Annotated in this window: 16 protein-coding genes and 1 pseudogene; 3 read left to right on the top strand and 14 right to left on the bottom strand. The window is 63.0% G+C overall.

Annotation, left to right across the window (positions count from 1 at the left end):
* Nucleotides 1–149 precede the first annotated feature (149 nt).
* Entirely contained in the window at nt 150–992 is an 843-nt protein-coding gene (gene aroE / locus FE811_RS03735; RefSeq protein WP_140846764.1) for a shikimate dehydrogenase, read from the bottom strand.
* 13 nt (nt 993–1,005) lie between these two features.
* Nucleotides 1,006–2,517 (bottom strand): GMC oxidoreductase, encoded by a 1,512-nt coding sequence (locus FE811_RS03730; RefSeq protein WP_140846762.1) that lies wholly within the window; start codon nt 2,515–2,517, stop codon nt 1,006–1,008.
* Between the two features lie 113 nt (nt 2,518–2,630).
* Between FE811_RS03730 and FE811_RS03725 the strand changes: the two genes are divergently transcribed.
* Nucleotides 2,631–3,554 carry an AraC family transcriptional regulator gene (locus FE811_RS03725; RefSeq protein WP_140846759.1) on the top strand — a complete coding sequence of 308 codons (924 nt, stop codon included), beginning with the start codon at nt 2,631–2,633 and terminating at the stop codon, nt 3,552–3,554.
* A gap of 237 nt (nt 3,555–3,791) precedes the next feature.
* On the opposite strand, the gene FE811_RS03720 is transcribed toward FE811_RS03725, so the two are convergent.
* From FE811_RS03720 to FE811_RS03675, 10 genes and pseudogenes are all read right to left on the bottom strand, one after another.
* Complete coding sequence (locus tag FE811_RS03720; RefSeq protein ID WP_074991450.1) at nt 3,792–4,475, bottom strand: UPF0149 family protein; 684 nt, start codon at nt 4,473–4,475, stop codon at nt 3,792–3,794.
* Nucleotides 4,476–4,805: 330 nt separating this feature from the next.
* Nucleotides 4,806–5,225: a hypothetical protein gene (locus FE811_RS03715; protein WP_255469627.1), complete on the bottom strand. Its 420-nt coding sequence runs from the start codon at nt 5,223–5,225 to the stop codon at nt 4,806–4,808.
* Nucleotides 5,215–5,469 carry a type II toxin-antitoxin system prevent-host-death family antitoxin gene (locus tag FE811_RS03710; RefSeq protein WP_140846757.1) on the bottom strand — a complete coding sequence of 85 codons (255 nt, stop codon included), beginning with the start codon at nt 5,467–5,469 and terminating at the stop codon, nt 5,215–5,217. Before FE811_RS03710 ends, FE811_RS03715 begins: the two co-directional genes overlap by 11 nt.
* A 216-nt stretch (nt 5,470–5,685) precedes the next feature.
* On the bottom strand, nt 5,686–6,561 hold the full coding sequence (locus FE811_RS03705; RefSeq protein ID WP_140846754.1) for a hypothetical protein: 876 nt from the start codon (nt 6,559–6,561) through the stop codon (nt 5,686–5,688).
* On the bottom strand, nt 6,558–6,995 hold the full coding sequence (locus FE811_RS03700) for a hypothetical protein (RefSeq protein ID WP_140846752.1): 438 nt from the start codon (nt 6,993–6,995) through the stop codon (nt 6,558–6,560). The genes FE811_RS03705 and FE811_RS03700 overlap by 4 nt, the downstream gene beginning before the upstream one ends.
* Before the next feature lie 290 nt (nt 6,996–7,285).
* A pseudogene (locus FE811_RS03695) lies at nt 7,286–7,630 on the bottom strand (hypothetical protein); the annotation flags it as partial.
* Between the two features lie 10 nt (nt 7,631–7,640).
* Nucleotides 7,641–8,120: a DUF6878 family protein gene (locus FE811_RS03690; RefSeq protein WP_140846751.1), complete on the bottom strand. Its 480-nt coding sequence runs from the start codon at nt 8,118–8,120 to the stop codon at nt 7,641–7,643.
* 99 nt (nt 8,121–8,219) lie between these two features.
* Nucleotides 8,220–8,993, bottom strand: a complete 774-nt coding sequence (locus tag FE811_RS03685; RefSeq protein WP_140846749.1) for a hypothetical protein — start codon at nt 8,991–8,993, stop codon at nt 8,220–8,222.
* Between the two features lie 293 nt (nt 8,994–9,286).
* Nucleotides 9,287–9,484: a hypothetical protein gene (locus tag FE811_RS27320; protein ID WP_181180813.1), complete on the bottom strand. Its 198-nt coding sequence runs from the start codon at nt 9,482–9,484 to the stop codon at nt 9,287–9,289.
* Nucleotides 9,485–9,838: 354 nt separating this feature from the next.
* Nucleotides 9,839–10,390 (bottom strand): hypothetical protein, encoded by a 552-nt coding sequence (locus FE811_RS03675; protein ID WP_140846745.1) that lies wholly within the window; start codon nt 10,388–10,390, stop codon nt 9,839–9,841.
* 306 nt (nt 10,391–10,696) lie between these two features.
* Here FE811_RS03675 and FE811_RS03670 point away from each other — a divergent pair, with 306 nt between their 5' ends.
* Nucleotides 10,697–10,945, top strand: a complete 249-nt coding sequence (locus FE811_RS03670) for a helix-turn-helix transcriptional regulator (RefSeq protein WP_140846742.1) — start codon at nt 10,697–10,699, stop codon at nt 10,943–10,945.
* A gap of 1 nt (nt 10,946) precedes the next feature.
* On the top strand, nt 10,947–12,272 hold the full coding sequence (locus tag FE811_RS03665) for a HipA domain-containing protein (protein WP_140846739.1): 1,326 nt from the start codon (nt 10,947–10,949) through the stop codon (nt 12,270–12,272).
* A 221-nt stretch (nt 12,273–12,493) separates the two neighbouring features.
* On the opposite strand, the gene FE811_RS03660 is transcribed toward FE811_RS03665, so the two are convergent.
* Complete coding sequence (locus tag FE811_RS03660; RefSeq protein WP_140846735.1) at nt 12,494–12,973, bottom strand: hypothetical protein; 480 nt, start codon at nt 12,971–12,973, stop codon at nt 12,494–12,496.
* Nucleotides 12,974–13,072: 99 nt separating this feature from the next.
* The gene (locus tag FE811_RS03655; RefSeq protein ID WP_140846795.1) at nt 13,073–15,199 is read right to left on the bottom strand and encodes a ParB/RepB/Spo0J family partition protein; all 2,127 of its coding nucleotides are present in this window, start codon (nt 15,197–15,199) and stop codon (nt 13,073–13,075) included.
* Nucleotides 15,200–15,210: the final 11 nt, after the last annotated feature.

The raw sequence follows: 15,210 nt of genomic DNA, 5'->3' as shown, positions 1-15,210 counted from the left end.
CCACTAATGAAACACTCTGGCAAAATCCTGTCATACAGCGAAATCGGGACGGGTCTCGTGACGCCTCATATTCTTTGGTCTGGTCGATTTCCGGCAGCCAGCAACCAGACCAGAATGACCGACGCTGTCCAAGACCGTCGCTTCTCCATCTACAATTCGAGATCCAGCAGGGCCTGCCGCATGACGTGCGGATCGACATCCACACCGGTCCAGTATTTCATTCCAATCACGCCCTGCTGCACCAGCATCCCGAGCCCGTCGACGGTCTTACAGCCGCGATCCTTGGCGGCCTGAATCAGGCGTGTCAGGGGCGGGTTGTGAATGCCGTCGGCAACGACCATCTCGGGCGTCAGGCTGTCGGTGTCGATGTCGGGCATTGCGTCGACGTCGGGATACAGACCGACGGATGTGGCATGAATCACGATATCCGAGCCGGACGGCACGACGAATGTGCCCTCCCACGACGTGTAGCTTGCCTGCGTGTCCGTGCGGTCGTTCAGCAGATCGACGACCACTCGCCCCCGCTCCGCGCTGCGGTTGACGACGGTGATCCGCGTGGCGCCGGCCAGCGCCATCTCGACCGCAACCGCCCGCGCCGCACCGCCCGCACCGAACAGGACGACGGATTTGCCCGCCGGATCCACGACCGTTTTCAGCGCCGCGACAAAGCCGCGCCCGTCGGTGTTTTCACCGATCAGCCGGTCACCGTCGCGCACGATGGTATTGACGGCTCCTATGATCTCGGCCGATTTTCCCAACCCATCGAGGTGGTCGATCACGGCGACCTTGTGCGGGATGGAACAGTTGAAGCCGCGCCAGCCCATCGCCCGCGCGCCGCGCACCGCGTCTGCCAGATCGTCGGGCGAGACCTCGACGTTGATGTAGCGCCAATCGAGACCGTGATGGCGGTAGGCGGCCTCGATCATCGCGACGGTCGGGTTCTCGGCTGCGGGTTGTGCGAAGGAACCCGTCAGGGGCAACAGGAAGTTCATGGGGTGTGTCCTTTCAGATGGCGCGGGCATTGCGTAGATGCGCCCCGACCCGAAGCGCCTGGGCTGCGATGGTCAGGGCGGGGTTCAGCGCGGCGGATGAGGGAAAGAACCCCGCGTCCACCACGTAAAGGTTCGGATGATCATGCGCGCGGCACATGGCGTTTAGGGCTGATGTCGCCGGATCATCGCCCATCCGCACGGTGCCGCATTGGTGCGAGGGGGCCTGAATGCCGAAGCTGTGACGCAGAACGACCGGGAACCCTGCCCGGCGCAGCACATGCCTGACATGGCGCACGAACCGGTCATGGGCGGCCCGCCCGCCGGGGCGGTAATCGACCTGCACCCGGTCACCGTCCAGAAGGCGCACTCGGCTCTCGCGGTCGGGCAGATCCTCGCCCATCGCCAGCACGTCGACGGAATGGCGGCCCAACCAGTCGGCCGCGGCACGCGGCGTTCTGGGATACGTTGCACGGATCATCGCACCCTGGATATTGCCGAGCATCTGGATGTTGCCGCGCGCATCGGGATCATCTGGCAAACCGTGGTAGAAGTCATTCAACGACAGGGTTTTGGGGAACTTCGTGGTGTTTGTAGTGAAAGGCTTCACCCCCATCAGCCCGGTCAGGTGATGGTTCATCAGGTATCGGCCCACGACGTCGGACCGGTTGGCAATTCCGTCCGGTGCCGCCTCACAGGCGGACCGCAGCAGGATCAGAGCGGAATTGATCGCCCCCGCGCAGAGGGCGAAGACCTGCGCTTCCACGCGCAGGATCTCTCCGGACCGGAGCACCTCAGCGGCGACGATATGCTTGCCCTCGCCATCGGTGATAAGTCGCGTAACCTTTGCGTTGCGGTCCAGCCGCACGTCCGAATGCGCCAAAAGTGGGCGGAGCACGCGCTTATCCGCGTCACCCTTGGCGTCGAACCGGCAGGCAAAGGCATCGCAGGTGCCGCAGCGCCGGCAGGTGCCATCGGGGCCATAATCGATTGCAGATGGCATCGCAAATGGGTGCAGGCCCTGGGCGCGCAACCGATCCGACAGCGCGGCAATCACCGGCTCGTGCGGGATCGCGGCGTGGGGGAAGGCATCGCGGGGCGGCTCGGTCGGATCGACACCTGCCGCGCCGCGCACGCCATACAGGCGTTCGGCTGCGGCGTAGTATGGCGCAAGATCGGCGTAGCTGACCGGCCAGGCGGGGGATGTGGCGCCATCGATCTGCGTGTGCGTGAAATCACTTTCGCGGAACCGGAACATCGCAGTGCCGTAGAACTTCGTATGCCCGCCGACATAGTAGTATTGACCGGGCCGATAGGGTGCCCGCTTCGTGTCCACCCATTCATCCGTCGTCTTGTATCGGGACTGGACGAAAACCGCCTCTGCATCGCTGTTCTGCGGCTCATTCGGCAGATCGTCGCCGCGTTCGAGGATCAGGATTTTTGCGCCGCTGCCTGCGAGTTGATGCGCCACGGCAGATCCACCCACCCCCGACCCGATAATCGCGACATCCGTCCTAATGGTTTGCATCACGTCCTCCCCGGTTTCCGCTTCACAGATGCCAAGCCTTCACCGCGCGCACCATTCCCTATTGCCGCATATCCTTGTATGATTGCCGCATCTCAGCGCTACAGTTGAATGTAATGCCCATATCGCCACCCTACTTCGAGACCGTTGCCATCCCGCCGGACCGGTCCCTGCATGTCTTCGACCGCCGCCTGCCAGAGTTTCCGTTCAACTGGCATTACCATCCGGAATTCGAGCTGACCCTCACGGTGAACAGCCGCGGATTGTGCTTTGTGGGAGATCATGTCGGGCCCTACAACGATGGCGATCTTGTCCTGATCGCCCCCAATCTGCCGCACGCGTTTCAATCCCAAAACCTGATCGAGATTGCCGGCGACCATCGCGCCATTGTGTGCTGGTTCACCAGTGACTGGATCACCAGCCTGATCGGTCTGGTGCCAGAGCTTTCGCCCGTCACGCCGCTGCTTGCGCAGGCCCGGCGTGGATTGCGGTTCGGCGCACAAACGTCGGCGCAACTGCGAGACCGGATCCTGCAACTGGGTCAGATTGACAGCGTGGCCCAGGTGATTGCCTTCCAAGCCATCCTTGCGACCTTGTCAGGATCTACTGACCGAGTGCCGCTGGCCAGCGGAGAGGTTACCGTCAGCGAGATGCCGCGCGACCGGGCGCGGATGCAGAAGGTGCTGGACCATTTGCATGCCCATTACGATGAACCGGTGCGGCTGGCCCCGCTGTGTGATCTTGTGCATCTGACCGAAAGTCAGCTGCAACGGATCTTCAAGCGCAGCGCCCGCATGTCCATCAGCGCCTATGTGCTGCAACTGCGGCTTGGCCGGGCGTGCCAAATGCTGATGCAGACCGACAGCCCCGTGGGCCTGATCGCAACCGAGTGCGGTTTCTCCGATGCCGCCGACTTCGCGCGCCGCTTTCGCAATGCCCGCAACATGACGCCAACGGCGTTCCGGACCGCAATCAGGGGGCAGGAGCTGAAATCTGTGCCAAAGCGAGGTCGGTCCGTCCGCCAAAGCCCGCAGACATAGGAGGCTCGCGCGACCTTTCCGAAAATCGTGCAATATTGGCAGGAATGTCCAATGTGATCCCGATTAGGTTTTTCTCTTTTGTGCGCGATTGCATGACCTCGTTGTCCCGCGTTGTGCGAGTTCGATGTTTCGGAACCCATGCAGGCGCAGCGAAAGTCCGGTCTGATGATGCCGCGCTGCGGCGTTAGTCGGCGAAGCAAAGGTCGGCAACGGGCCGTGAGAGACTTGGGCGATCGGTCAGTTCCGACCGCAACATTGCTTGTATTTGCGGCCCGCCCCACAGGAGCATGGGTCGTTCCGCCCGGGCCGGGGACCGGCGTTGAACGGCATCTCGGAACGATTTGCGGGCTCCATGCGGGAAAGCTCGGGACGAGACTGATAGAGTATCGTCGCAACGCAGTTCGGGATCAGATTGGGTGCTTCAAGGTCGATTTCGTCGATCTCCTCATCCGTGAACTTGCTGTGGCCAGTGTATATTTCCTGAAGCGCCATCAAGAAGATCATCGTCGTCCGCGTCTCTTCGTCGGCCTGAGCGAGCAGTCGATCCCAAGCATCCGGTCTTAGCCCCATAGCGCGAGTGAAGCCATCGATCCAAGGCTCCCACATCACCTCATCACTGTTGGGGTCAACCTCGTAGATGGGTTCGATCCAAGGTGAGCGGGTCATCGCCTCCGCAACCGAGTTGTAGTGAGCCATGACCGCACCGACCGTGGCTTCGGCGGTTTTCTGATCGGGAAAATTTGCCTCACCTGTCTCTCCCCAGACATGGGACATCCATTCCGAGGGCGGGATCATATCCGGGCAGGCAAGAACACCGACTACATAGCCATCAAGTTCACTGAGCGTCATGGGCATGTTCTCGATGGGCAGCGCATGCAACAGCGCGCTGAGACGCTCGAGTTCCTGATCGGACTGGTCCATAAATACCTCCCGGTGTTGCTCGGAATTTTTTACTCTGCGCGACGCCAACCCGCAATCCGCGCGAAGCCTGGTTCAAGCTCGGACAGGAAGATTGCTGCAGGCACCCCGAATGTCCGCAGTGGTGAAGCCGCGACGTAGCATCAGATCGTCGCGCCAACGTCTGCAAAGGGCCGAGCTTTCCGCCGCGCGAGCGAACTGCGTGCCCCTGTTGCGGACTGATCGAATGTCCCTGATGGGTCTCTTCACATCGATGGCGTGACCACAGTGGAACGCCGAATGGGGCAGAAATCTGACAGAAAGCCAGAAGTACTTGACCGATGACAGCAACAGCTACTTCATCCGGTCAACGATTCTGGCCGCACCCGCTCTGGCCAGCGCAAGTAAGCTGGAGCGGATGCGAGCCGTAAATGCGCCGCTGAAAACGCCAAGCGGCACGCGATCGTCCCAGACCCAGGACCGCTCGACAATGTCGGTGTTGATCTCGTCGAGCATGACCCATTTCCGCACATGGAGATCCAGACCGACCCGCTGCGACTCGATCTGAGGGATTTCGATCGCCTGACGGCCTCGCATGGGCGGCTGCGTCGTGATCGGCAGGATGAAGACCACTGTCTCGCCGTCGCGATTTGTCGCGGTCACCGCGATACAGACGGGACGCGTCTTGCGGCCCTCGCTTTCACCTGCCTCCTCCTGCCGTTTCCAGAGAAACGGGTAACGGAAGACCTCCCCGGGCTTCGGATCACTCGACATCTGCGGCAGTATCCCGTTCCAGCCCTTCGATCATCAGTGCCCTCAGGTCATCCGGCATCTCATCGAGCATATGGACCTGCTGGGTGGGCCCTTGGGTGAGTTTCCGGTACTGGTCCATGCTCATCAGAACGAACCTCGGCTTGCGGTGCTTGGTGATCGCCACCGGGGAGCGGATCGCAGCTTCGAACAGATCGCTGGTATGCCGCGTCAGATCGGCGGCCTTGAATTCGGGCAGTTGCGACATTACGGGCACCTCCTGTCGTCCAGAATATACAGATATTCAGGATATTATGCAAGTGGATGCTTCCCCCCGATGATGACTCGCGCATTCCGAGCTTTATACAGCACCCGGCGAGGTCAGTCCCGATCTGGAGCCGGGACCGGGTCCCTCGCTGGTACGGAACGCACCTATTGGCTCTGCCCGCGCGGGCTTGCAGATGCAGGAAACGGTTCTTTCCGTTCAGCTCCTCCAACCAGCAAAGCTCGATGGCCCGTCATAGGCGAGGTGCCGCGCCTCGTCGATAACAAAGCCGAAGGGGCCTGCCCGGTATTCCTCGACCGGCACGAGGAAGCGCCGCTCTGCGGTCCGGGTATCGCGCTTGCCGCCACGCGTGGCGACCACCTCGGTGAAACCAGGCCGATGATCCGAGCGGATGGCGGAGATCACGATCCAGTCCTCGGCGTGAGCGCGTTCGAATATCTGCCGGTCGCGTTCGCGGGACTCCCCCGGTTCGAGTGTGCGGCCATGAATGGTTTCCCAAGCCTCGGGCCAATGGTTCCGGATGGTCTCGTCCGCCTCGCGCCGCTCGCGGGTGGTGAACAGCTCCGGCAGGCCTTGAGCAACGGCGGCCCACTCGGCATCCTCTTCATAGAACCCCTTCGGCCTGCGCAGCTTGGGATGGATGCTGGCATTCCGACCCGGGGTCAGCTGGAAGCCGCCATGGCTGGCGGTGGAGTGGAACATCACGCCCTCGGCATAAAGCGTGGCGCCCTGCGACGGACCCCATGGCGTGTTCACCTGGACGATCACTTCCTGCCGCCCAAGGGCAGCCCGCTCGCGTTGATGCCGGGCATTGTCCTCCACCAGCGCCCGAAACGCCGCCTCGTCGACGACCAGCCCGCAATGACCGTAGAAATCGGAGCGCGTCCATTCGGCGAGCGGCCGCGACAGGCGCCAGCCTGTGGCGAGGAAATGCCGTCCGTCAGCGGTAGGGATCATGGCGAAGGCCGTATCGCCCACCCGCGCGATGAGCAGGTTGTCGGCACTGCGGCCGAATTCCACGACGGGGAGGGACGAAGAGGCGTGCGAGGCTTTGATGGGAATGGTGGTGCTCATTGTGCCAGCGCCTCCACCGCGTCGATATCCTCGCCGTTGAGGGCTGCGCTCAGCCATTCGCTTGCGCTGATCCAGCCGATGGATTTGCGCGCGCCGAGATCGACGACATGCGCGCCGCCGCCGAAACCGTCGATCCGGGGGCGGCAGCAGATATCGGCATAGGTGAAGCCCCACAGGCCGGAGAGATCGAGCTCCTCGGCGCAACGCAGGACGAAGGCGACGAGGTTCTCGACATCGCCATGATCGTCGTCATGGATCCAGAGCATCGATTTGGTTGGCCAGTCCTGAAGCTCGACGGCAAAACCTGAGGCCTGCCATTCGTCCGTCGCCTCGTCCTCGACCCTGAGCCGGGCGAAGAGGTCCAGGGCGTGCGAGGCTTTTTCGGGAGTGCCCGTGTCGAGCAGGCAGGAGAAGCTGGTGTAATAGTCAGCCATGGTGGTTCCTTTCGGAAAATGGAAAACCCGGCGCGAGGCCGGGTCTCGTGGAAGGGAGGGGAGTTCTCTCAGGTCGGGTCAGGCTCGACGCCGTTCGGCCGCCGTGCGGCATGTTCGCGGAGCATCTGGCGGTAGAAGCGCTTGCGAGAGAGCCGGAAGCCGGGAATCCGCCGGATATCGCGATGGATCAGCCGGACCGCAGCGCGCAGCACCATGCGATCATCGGCATCGGCTGGGACAGCGAGCAACGGATAAGCCGAGTCGGGCGCCGAGGCGCGGGGCTCATGAACGGGGTCAACGATGGCCTTGATCTTCCGGCTGCGCCCCATCCAGGGCTCCGGCCGGATCGCCCGGGCCCAGTCCGCAAAGGACGGGATATGCCCGAGATCCTCGCGGACATGCTGCTCGCCCACCCATCTGGTGGGGATCACCCGTCCGGTCGACAGCGCAATGGTCGGACCGAAGATCGTCTCGGCCATGAAGATGCCCTCGGCGTGATGCCGAAGCGCACGATGCCGGAAATCGGCCAGGATTTCCTTCGAGGCGTCGAACCAGGAATGAATCGGCAAATAGTCCTCGACAGTGCCGCCCCATTTTTTAACCGAAGACAGCGCGTGATGATACGGATGTGCCATGGCCGCCTCCTCAGAACTCGTGGCTGTAAAATTCCGAGGAGGTGAAGCGCTCGTTGTAATCGAGAGCGATCACCCGTTCCCGGACATCGAAGCGAAATTCGCCATGGGCGCCGTCGTTGTTCTCCCATCCGCCATGCGCGGAAGACAGAAGATCATAGGCCATCTGCTCGATCGCCGCTTCCAGCATCATGGTCTGCGCCACGATGCCCGGATCGCCCCAGCTTGCGGAGGCGATCGTGACCTCCGTTTCCGGCAGCGCGACGAACTCGCTCTCGCCCCGATAGGCGTCGATGTTCTCGATCTGCCCTGAATCGCCATAGCCGTCGAAATTGACGGCGACGCGGGTGATCTCGGCGGCGGCGAGGGCATCGAGGATCGCGGCCTTGTTGCCGGGCAACACGGCCTCTTCCCGTGCGCGTTGTTCTTTGCACCGGTCCATGAATGCGGTGAAATCCTCCGCCGCAGCGGCGGTTGGTTCGGTCTCTGTCATTGGTCCTCTCCGGGAAAGCTGAACGGGCGAGCCGGGCGGCACTCTCTCTGCCCATCCCGGCTCACCCTTCACCACCCCACTCTGCCTCTCTGGGGCAGATCAGGACGGGCGCGCCCAGGTCACGACCGCACCCGCGCCTTCATCGTCCTCGCCGACCCAGGGCTTTCCATGGATCTCGGCGTAGAGGTCCGGTGTCGGGGGGATGGTTGCGATGTCGTAGGTTCCGCAGGAGATTTCAGCCCGATAGGCGAAGAGCCAGCCTTCATCGAAGCCCTGGATGTCGATGCGCAGATCTTCGCATTCCGGGCGATCGGCGAGAGCCGCAAAGACCGGCTCTGGCGGCGACCAGGCCGTATCGAAGCGGAATTCGAGCCGGCCCTCGCATTCGTCGATCACCTCGAAGGAATAGGCGTTCCATTTGGTGCCCCAGTTGGCGATCGACCAGGAATACCAGGAGGCATGGCCGCATTCCTCATGGGCGCGGATCGCGATCTCGGCCTTTGCGATACAGGCCGGGTCGCGTTCGATGAGCAAGGCTTTCAGCCCCTCATAGTCGGCGACACCGGCGTCCTTCACCCATGGAAAGCTGAGATAGCGGGCGATCTCGGCATCGAGCGAGGGAATTCCGAAGCCATCGTCCATGATCTCCGGACGCCCAAGCACCAGAAGGCCCATGCTGACCGAACTGCCGCTTTCGGTCGCGTCGAGGATCTTCGGGCGTGGGACGATGCGATTGAAGTCGAAACGGGTGACGCGATGATCACGACCTCCCGCTTCGGCGTCCACCTCCTCGATGAGGAATGCGGCGCGGAAAGCCGCGATGGCCGCGGATGGGCCGGTCACGACGACCCGGTTGGTGACATGGTTGGGCATGAAAGGTCTCCCGAGCGCCTGACGGGAAGGTCCGGACGCGGGCGCTCTCTCAGCATCCAGACCACCCGGTCCCTACCCACCTCTTCCTCCTGCCGCCACGCATCCTCGGGGGCCATCTCGCCGGCCTTCAGCGGCAAGAGACCACCGAAGGGCCTGACGGGCGGCGCACCGGCTTCGACGACGCCACCTGCCCGGATCCACTTTGCCCCCTGCCGCAAGAAGAAAGCGGGCAATCCCGAAGGACTGCCCGCTCGATGACGGTCTGGCCGCCGTTGCGCCGCCTTGCAGCGGATTCACCAATCGAAGGACGGAAGATCGGCACAGACCGGCGAATCCCGGTCGAAGAGGACGTATTCGGCGCCCGCAGCGCCCGCGAAGTCGAGGATATTTACAAGCACCGGATCGATGATCCGGTCATATTCCTCGCGGTCGAATGCCGGATCCGGCACCCAGGCGAAGAAACCCGTGCCAAGGTTCCAGACCGAGGTCATTCCCTCCGTGCCACGATCCTCGGCCTGCCGGGCATTCCTCTTCGAGCCAACTGGCAAGGTCTTCGGTCAGATGCGCAGTGCTGAGATCGGCAAAGCGCCGGATCAGCAGGCCGTGCCCGCCGCCTGGAATCAGGGCGCTGGCCGACACGTCAGGATCTGGGGACATGCCGTCCTCGACATCCGGGATCGAGATCTCACCACCCATGGTACGTTCCTCGGCCGCAAGCGTCGAGAGCTCCCGCACGAGGGACGCGGCGATGCCGGTCGCTTCCGCCCATCGGCACAGAAGCGTGTCACCGCTCCAGCCGGCATCTGCCGCACAGCCCTCAACCAGGGCTTTGGTTTCGCAGAGCATCAGGCGATCTCCCGAAGCGCGCGGCGCACCGCGTCGCGCCAGCGGATATCGACCAGTCGCCCCTCCAGCACGCCAGCATCGCGGCGCAGGCGGCGGGCGGCGCGATGATTGTCGCATCCAGCCTCATATGTCGCCTTCGCGCGAAGGCGGCTGGCCTGCTGAACGACCTGCCTCGCCTCCGCATCCGACACAACGGGCGGGCACCAGGCGATCGCGGACGCGACGAGGTTTCCGGCCAGCACAAGGCGCCGGTCCCGGTCGAGGATCAGGAACAGTTCCGCGGCGAAATCGCTCCCGTCGGCATCTCCGAGCGGATATTCCCGGTTGGCGACGACTTCCCTGGCGAATTCGATTGCCTTTACGAGGCCGGCACGCTTGCCGAGGACCAACGATTGCTGCACCCACCACGGCCCCATGCCGAAATGCTCGTCGGCACGTTCGACCTCGCCGACGCATGTCACCGAGAGCGGGAAAGGCTGCGCCGCGACCGGTTCCGGCAGGATGCGGGCCGGCGGCGGCGCAAGTTTCGCGGGATTGTAGGCGATGTTCATCGTCATGCTCCACGACAGGCCCGCAGGGGCCACTCCCCCGCCGTCCCGACCTGCCATGACCCTCCACGACCGACCTCTTCCTCTCCTGCGCATAGACGACAGACCCCTTCCGCGGTGCCACGGCTGATCACACCTCGCAATGGTGATAAGAGCATGCGAATGTTCAATGCTCACCGGCTGGAGGGCCGTCATCGGCAAAGGTGCAGACAGTCTCCATCACCTCAATTATAGCTTATGAGCTATATTTATATATTATAGCCTTAGAGCGATATTGATGTTTTATAGCCTATGAGCTATGCAAGACAGATGAGTAAGCACCATAGCCAAACTGTCCGAAGCCTCCGGCAGGCGGCGTCCGCGCTGCGCACCCGCCGGAAGTCGCGCAATCTTACCCAGAAGCAACTGTCAGAACTCACGGGGACAGCTCAATCGACGATTTCCGACATTGAAACCGGCATCGTGTCGGTCAGCCTGGACGTATATCTCCGCCTACTGGAGGCATTGGGAGCGGAATTACAGGTGACAGACCGTCGCAATGATACGGATCTGAGCTGACATGGCGCGTGAAGCACGGCGCAGGCCGCGGGCACGGAAAAGCAGGACAGGTGTCTGGTATGATCGGACCCGGATAGGCACCCTGGTCAGAGCAACAGATGGCGGGATCAGCTTCACCTACGATTCCGGATGGCTGAATGATGAGCGCGCATTCCCGGTCGCAAGCGTGCTTCCGTTGGACCAGGCTGGATGGCGCGGCGATCCGGTGATCGCGGCTTTTGACAACCTTCTGCCGGATGCGGAAGGTGAATTGCGGGCAAAGATCGCAGAACGCATCGGAGCGGCGGGGGCCGACATCTATTCGCTGCTGTCGGTTCTTGGCCGCGATTGCGTCGGTGCTCTTCAGTTCCTGCCCGATGGCGAACAACCGGGCGTACAGGATATGGACTATCGCGAAATCTCCGAAGAAGAGATGCTGGCCGACCTCGGAAACCTTGCCGCGGCGCCCCTGGCACAAGGCGACGACGACGATTTCCGCATCTCAATAGCGGGTGCCCAGGAGAAAACCGCCTATCTTTTCATCGACGGCCGTTGGGCGAAGCCGCGCGGGATCACCCCAACGAGCCATATCTTCAAAACACCGATGGGCGTTTTGCCTGGGCCGGACGAGGTCGACTTGAGCGACAGCGTCGAGAACGAACTGTTCTGCATGACCCTTGCCGGAGAAATCGGCTTGCCGACTGCCACCGTGGAAAAGATCGTGCTCCCAGGGCAGGTCGCGTTGGCGGTCGAACGTTTCGACCGTCGATGGGACGGCGGCACCCTCAAGCGCCTGCCACAGGAGGATATCTGTCAGTCATTGGGATATCCGTCGGCAAGGAAATACCAGAAGGTCGGCGGTCCTGGTATTGGGCAGATCATGGATCTGCTCCGTGAATCCGACGATCCGGTCACCGACCGCGAAACCTTTTTCAGAGCACAGATCTTCTTTTACCTGATCGGTGCCTCGGACGGGCATGCGAAAAACTTCAGTCTTCGTCTTGGCCGGCGGGGCCGATTCCGGCTTGCGCCGCTCTATGACATCTTGAGTCTTGCCCCGGTGATTCATGCCGGACGTTTGCAAAGGAAGCGCTATCGGCTCGCAATGTCCGTCGATGGCCACTACGGCATCGACGAGATCGTGCCCCGGCATTTTGAAAGCGAGGGAAGGGCGAGCGGGCTGCCCGCGAACCGCCCTCTCGAGCTGCTGTCGGATATGATCGAAAGACTCGGACCCTCGATCGAAAGAACCCGCGACAAGTTGAGGGACAAGGTTCCCCTATCCGTCGTGGAACCGATCGCTCTCGACGCAAATGAGCGCGCCGATCAAGCGAAAGCGCTTCTATAAGCGACCCGACACATGCTGCACATCACGTAGATCAAAGATCTACACCCGTCGGACCGGCGCAAGAAACTGAAAAGGGTAATGTCGCCATCGCAAAACCGCCGACGCCACTACGCTGCCGCTTGCATATCACCCCTTCGAGGAACGACACAGGAGGGGGTCCCAACATGGAAAAAGGCCCGCCATCAGATGATGGCGGGCCATGGAATCGCAGCAGGCGAGGATCAGGCGGCCGCACGGCCCTCGACGACATCCGCGCAGAGCTCGTCGGTGGTGACCGCCTCGAACCGGGTCTCGCTATGCCCGGTCTTCGCCACCCAGAGTTCGGCGGCTTCCCGGTCTTCGGCCAGATGCAACAACTCAACATTGTCCCTGAAGGTCTGCAGCACCCGGATCATGCCGATGGCAGGCCGCTCCGCCACCTCGAAGCGCAGCTCGCTATCGACGGAATAGGTCCGCTGCACGGTGATCAGCACGACCCCGCGTGACGAGAAATCGCCCTCATGCAGGGTGAAGGAGGCGGGCAGAACATGGTTGTTGCCGAGCAGCCGCTGCGGCGTCTTCTGGATCAGCCGGCCGAGGCCGTTGTTCCGTTTCCATGCCGCCAGCTTCCTGGTGAAGCGCGCCGGCGGCTGCGGCGTGCCGTCCGAGTAGCGGATCAGGGCGCCGAGCGGCGCGCGGTCGTAGATGAGAAATGCCGACATATCTGTTCTCCCGATACGAAATCGGCCCGGCGCAATGCCGAGCCTTGTGAGGATTGGATGAAGGGTGGCAGGGCAGCGCTTGCCACCCCGCACTGCTGTTCACTCGGCGGCGATGGCCGGAACGTCCGCGTTCGCCTCGACGCCATCGGTGTTGTCGCCGGCATCCTCGATGAGGAAGTCAGGCAGGTCCGCGGGCTGCGCGGCGGGATCATCGCCATCGATGGCGAGGCGGAGGGGCTCGGGCAGCCAGCCGCTGTCGGCGAGCAGGCGCTCGGCCTCACGCGCCATGTCGCCCTTCTTCAGGTGCTCGAGCAGGCGCGCCCTGTCCTCGCCGACGCCTTCGCGCACCGCTTCGAGGATGCGGGGCTTGGTCACCCGGCCGAGATAATTGTCGACGGTCGGCCGCCAGCCTGCCTCGATCATGTCGAGGCCCGTTGCCCGGGCCAGCCGATCGGCCTCGGCAAAGCGCCGTTCCAGCCCCTGGGCAGAGACGCCGTAGCCGCTATAGGGATTGGGCTTCTCGTGGAGCGCGTTGATGCCGAAGGAGACGCAATGCGCGAGCAGCGCCATGCGGCTGGCACCATCGAGATTGGCGATCCAGTCCCACAGGGCCTCGTCGTCTTCAAGCGGCAGGTCGGAAGCCCAGGCCTGGTGACGCTCGCCGACGGAACCGGCCACCGGCGAATTCGGCATGTCCTCCGATTGGGCGGGGAAATGGATCTCGCGAACGAAGGCCTCGAGGCACCGCCCCGAGTTCATGCCGGATCCGAAAGTGTCGATCACCAGGCGGTGGATCAGCGCGGTGATGGCCACCTGTGGATTGCTGGCCACCGCATCGCGCAGCGCAAGCGTGCGCCAGGCAGTGAGCTCGGTCAGCAGCCGCTCCGGCAGCGGCTTGATCGCGTCTCCGTCGTCCTCCTCGGGTTCTGCGGCGGGCGTGCCAACCGTCACCTCCGGTTCGCCTGCCGCGGCTTCATCCCCCTGCGCACCCCCGGTAGCATCGCCCTGGGGGCTGGTGGCGATGTGGGCTTCCTGCCCCGGCTCGTCCTCTGGGCGGACATAGCCGCGAACGACCTCGATCGAACCGTCCTGCGCAATGCTGACGAAGGCGCCGGCCCGCGCCACGTCTTCGGGATCGAACAACTCCGGCGGGTTCTCATAGGCATCGAGCAGGCTGTCGATCTCGCGAAGCCGCGCCTCGACATGGTCGGGATACTGCTCGTACTCGACATTCTCCGCCTCAAGCTCTTCGAATTCGTTACGAAGCGCTTCGCGGGCGGCATAATCCTCCTCTCTCAGTTCCGCGCATTTTCTCGGCAACCAGCGCAGGCCCTGGGTATGGCCATAGGCGAAGCTGATATCGGTGCTGACCCATTTCCAGCCTTCGGCGGCGATGGCATCGGCCGCGGTCTTGAGCTTTTCCGCCACAAGTTTTTCCAGCAGCGCGACATCATCGATCCAGCCGCCATTGTCGTCCTCGAAGAGATCCCGGGTCCGGGGACCGCCGGCGGCCTCATAGGCCTCGATGCCGACAAAGCGTACCCGCCGGTCGTTGCAACGGATCGAGGTTTCGGTCAGCTTGCGCCGGATCTGATAGGGCTCGTTCTGCCAGGAATCCTTGACCGCGTTCCAGACCTGGACCTGTCGCTCATGATCGGAGGACACGGTGAAGGCCATCAGCTGCTCGAGCTTCATGCCATCCTCGGCATAGACCTCCAGCAGTTCCGGAGCGACGGAAGCAAGCTTCAGGCGCTGCTTCACGACGGTGACGGGGACGAAGAAGGCGGCGGCGATTTCCTCCTCGCTCTGGCCTTTCTCGCGCAGGGTCTGGAAGGCGCGGAACTGGTCGAGCGGGTGGAGGGCGGCGCGCTGCGTGTTTTCCGCCAGGGAATCGTCCTCGGCAAGGATGTCGCTGGCGCCCTCGCGCATCACGCAGGGCACCGGCGCGGTCTTGGCCAGCCGCTTCTGCCTGACCAGCAGCGCCAGCGCCAGGTAGCGGCGCCCGCCCGCCGGCACGTCGAACATGCCGGTTTCCTGACCATCATCGTCAAGCACCGGGCGCACGTTGAGGCTCTGCAGCAGCCCGCGCCGGGCGATGTCCTCGGCCAGTTCCTCGATCGAGATGTCGGCCTTGACCTTCCGAACATTGGACTGGCTCAGGACCAGCTTGTCGAAGGGGATGTCGCGCGAACGCGAGAGGGTGATCTTCTGTACGGCTTTTGCCATGGTCGTCGTCT

Origin of the sequence: Paracoccus sp. FO-3, assembly GCF_006386455.1 — a bacterium.
Lineage (GTDB): Bacteria > Pseudomonadota > Alphaproteobacteria > Rhodobacterales > Rhodobacteraceae > Paracoccus > Paracoccus versutus.
Note: the sequence above shows the minus strand (reverse complement) of the source record. Positions and strands in the feature narration are given on the sequence as shown.

What these genes read in the sequence shown, in the direction of transcription:
- aroE (WP_140846764.1), bottom strand. Translation starts at nt 992, where the DNA reads ATGAACTTCCTGTTGCCCCTGACGGGTTCCTTCGCACAACCCGCAGCC.
- FE811_RS03730 (WP_140846762.1), bottom strand. Translation starts at nt 2,517, where the DNA reads ATGCAAACCATTAGGACGGATGTCGCGATTATCGGGTCGGGGGTGGGT.
- FE811_RS03725 (WP_140846759.1), top strand. Translation starts at nt 2,631, where the DNA reads ATGCCCATATCGCCACCCTACTTCGAGACCGTTGCCATCCCGCCGGAC.
- FE811_RS03720 (WP_074991450.1), bottom strand. Translation starts at nt 4,475, where the DNA reads ATGGACCAGTCCGATCAGGAACTCGAGCGTCTCAGCGCGCTGTTGCAT.
- FE811_RS03715 (WP_255469627.1), bottom strand. Translation starts at nt 5,225, where the DNA reads ATGTCGAGTGATCCGAAGCCCGGGGAGGTCTTCCGTTACCCGTTTCTC.
- FE811_RS03710 (WP_140846757.1), bottom strand. Translation starts at nt 5,469, where the DNA reads ATGTCGCAACTGCCCGAATTCAAGGCCGCCGATCTGACGCGGCATACC.
- FE811_RS03705 (WP_140846754.1), bottom strand. Translation starts at nt 6,561, where the DNA reads ATGAGCACCACCATTCCCATCAAAGCCTCGCACGCCTCTTCGTCCCTC.
- FE811_RS03700 (WP_140846752.1), bottom strand. Translation starts at nt 6,995, where the DNA reads ATGGCTGACTATTACACCAGCTTCTCCTGCCTGCTCGACACGGGCACT.
- FE811_RS03690 (WP_140846751.1), bottom strand. Translation starts at nt 8,120, where the DNA reads ATGACAGAGACCGAACCAACCGCCGCTGCGGCGGAGGATTTCACCGCA.
- FE811_RS03685 (WP_140846749.1), bottom strand. Translation starts at nt 8,993, where the DNA reads ATGCCCAACCATGTCACCAACCGGGTCGTCGTGACCGGCCCATCCGCG.
- FE811_RS27320 (WP_181180813.1), bottom strand. Translation starts at nt 9,484, where the DNA reads ATGACCTCGGTCTGGAACCTTGGCACGGGTTTCTTCGCCTGGGTGCCG.
- FE811_RS03675 (WP_140846745.1), bottom strand. Translation starts at nt 10,390, where the DNA reads ATGAACATCGCCTACAATCCCGCGAAACTTGCGCCGCCGCCGGCCCGC.
- FE811_RS03670 (WP_140846742.1), top strand. Translation starts at nt 10,697, where the DNA reads ATGAGTAAGCACCATAGCCAAACTGTCCGAAGCCTCCGGCAGGCGGCG.
- FE811_RS03665 (WP_140846739.1), top strand. Translation starts at nt 10,947, where the DNA reads ATGGCGCGTGAAGCACGGCGCAGGCCGCGGGCACGGAAAAGCAGGACA.
- FE811_RS03660 (WP_140846735.1), bottom strand. Translation starts at nt 12,973, where the DNA reads ATGTCGGCATTTCTCATCTACGACCGCGCGCCGCTCGGCGCCCTGATC.
- FE811_RS03655 (WP_140846795.1), bottom strand. Translation starts at nt 15,199, where the DNA reads ATGGCAAAAGCCGTACAGAAGATCACCCTCTCGCGTTCGCGCGACATC.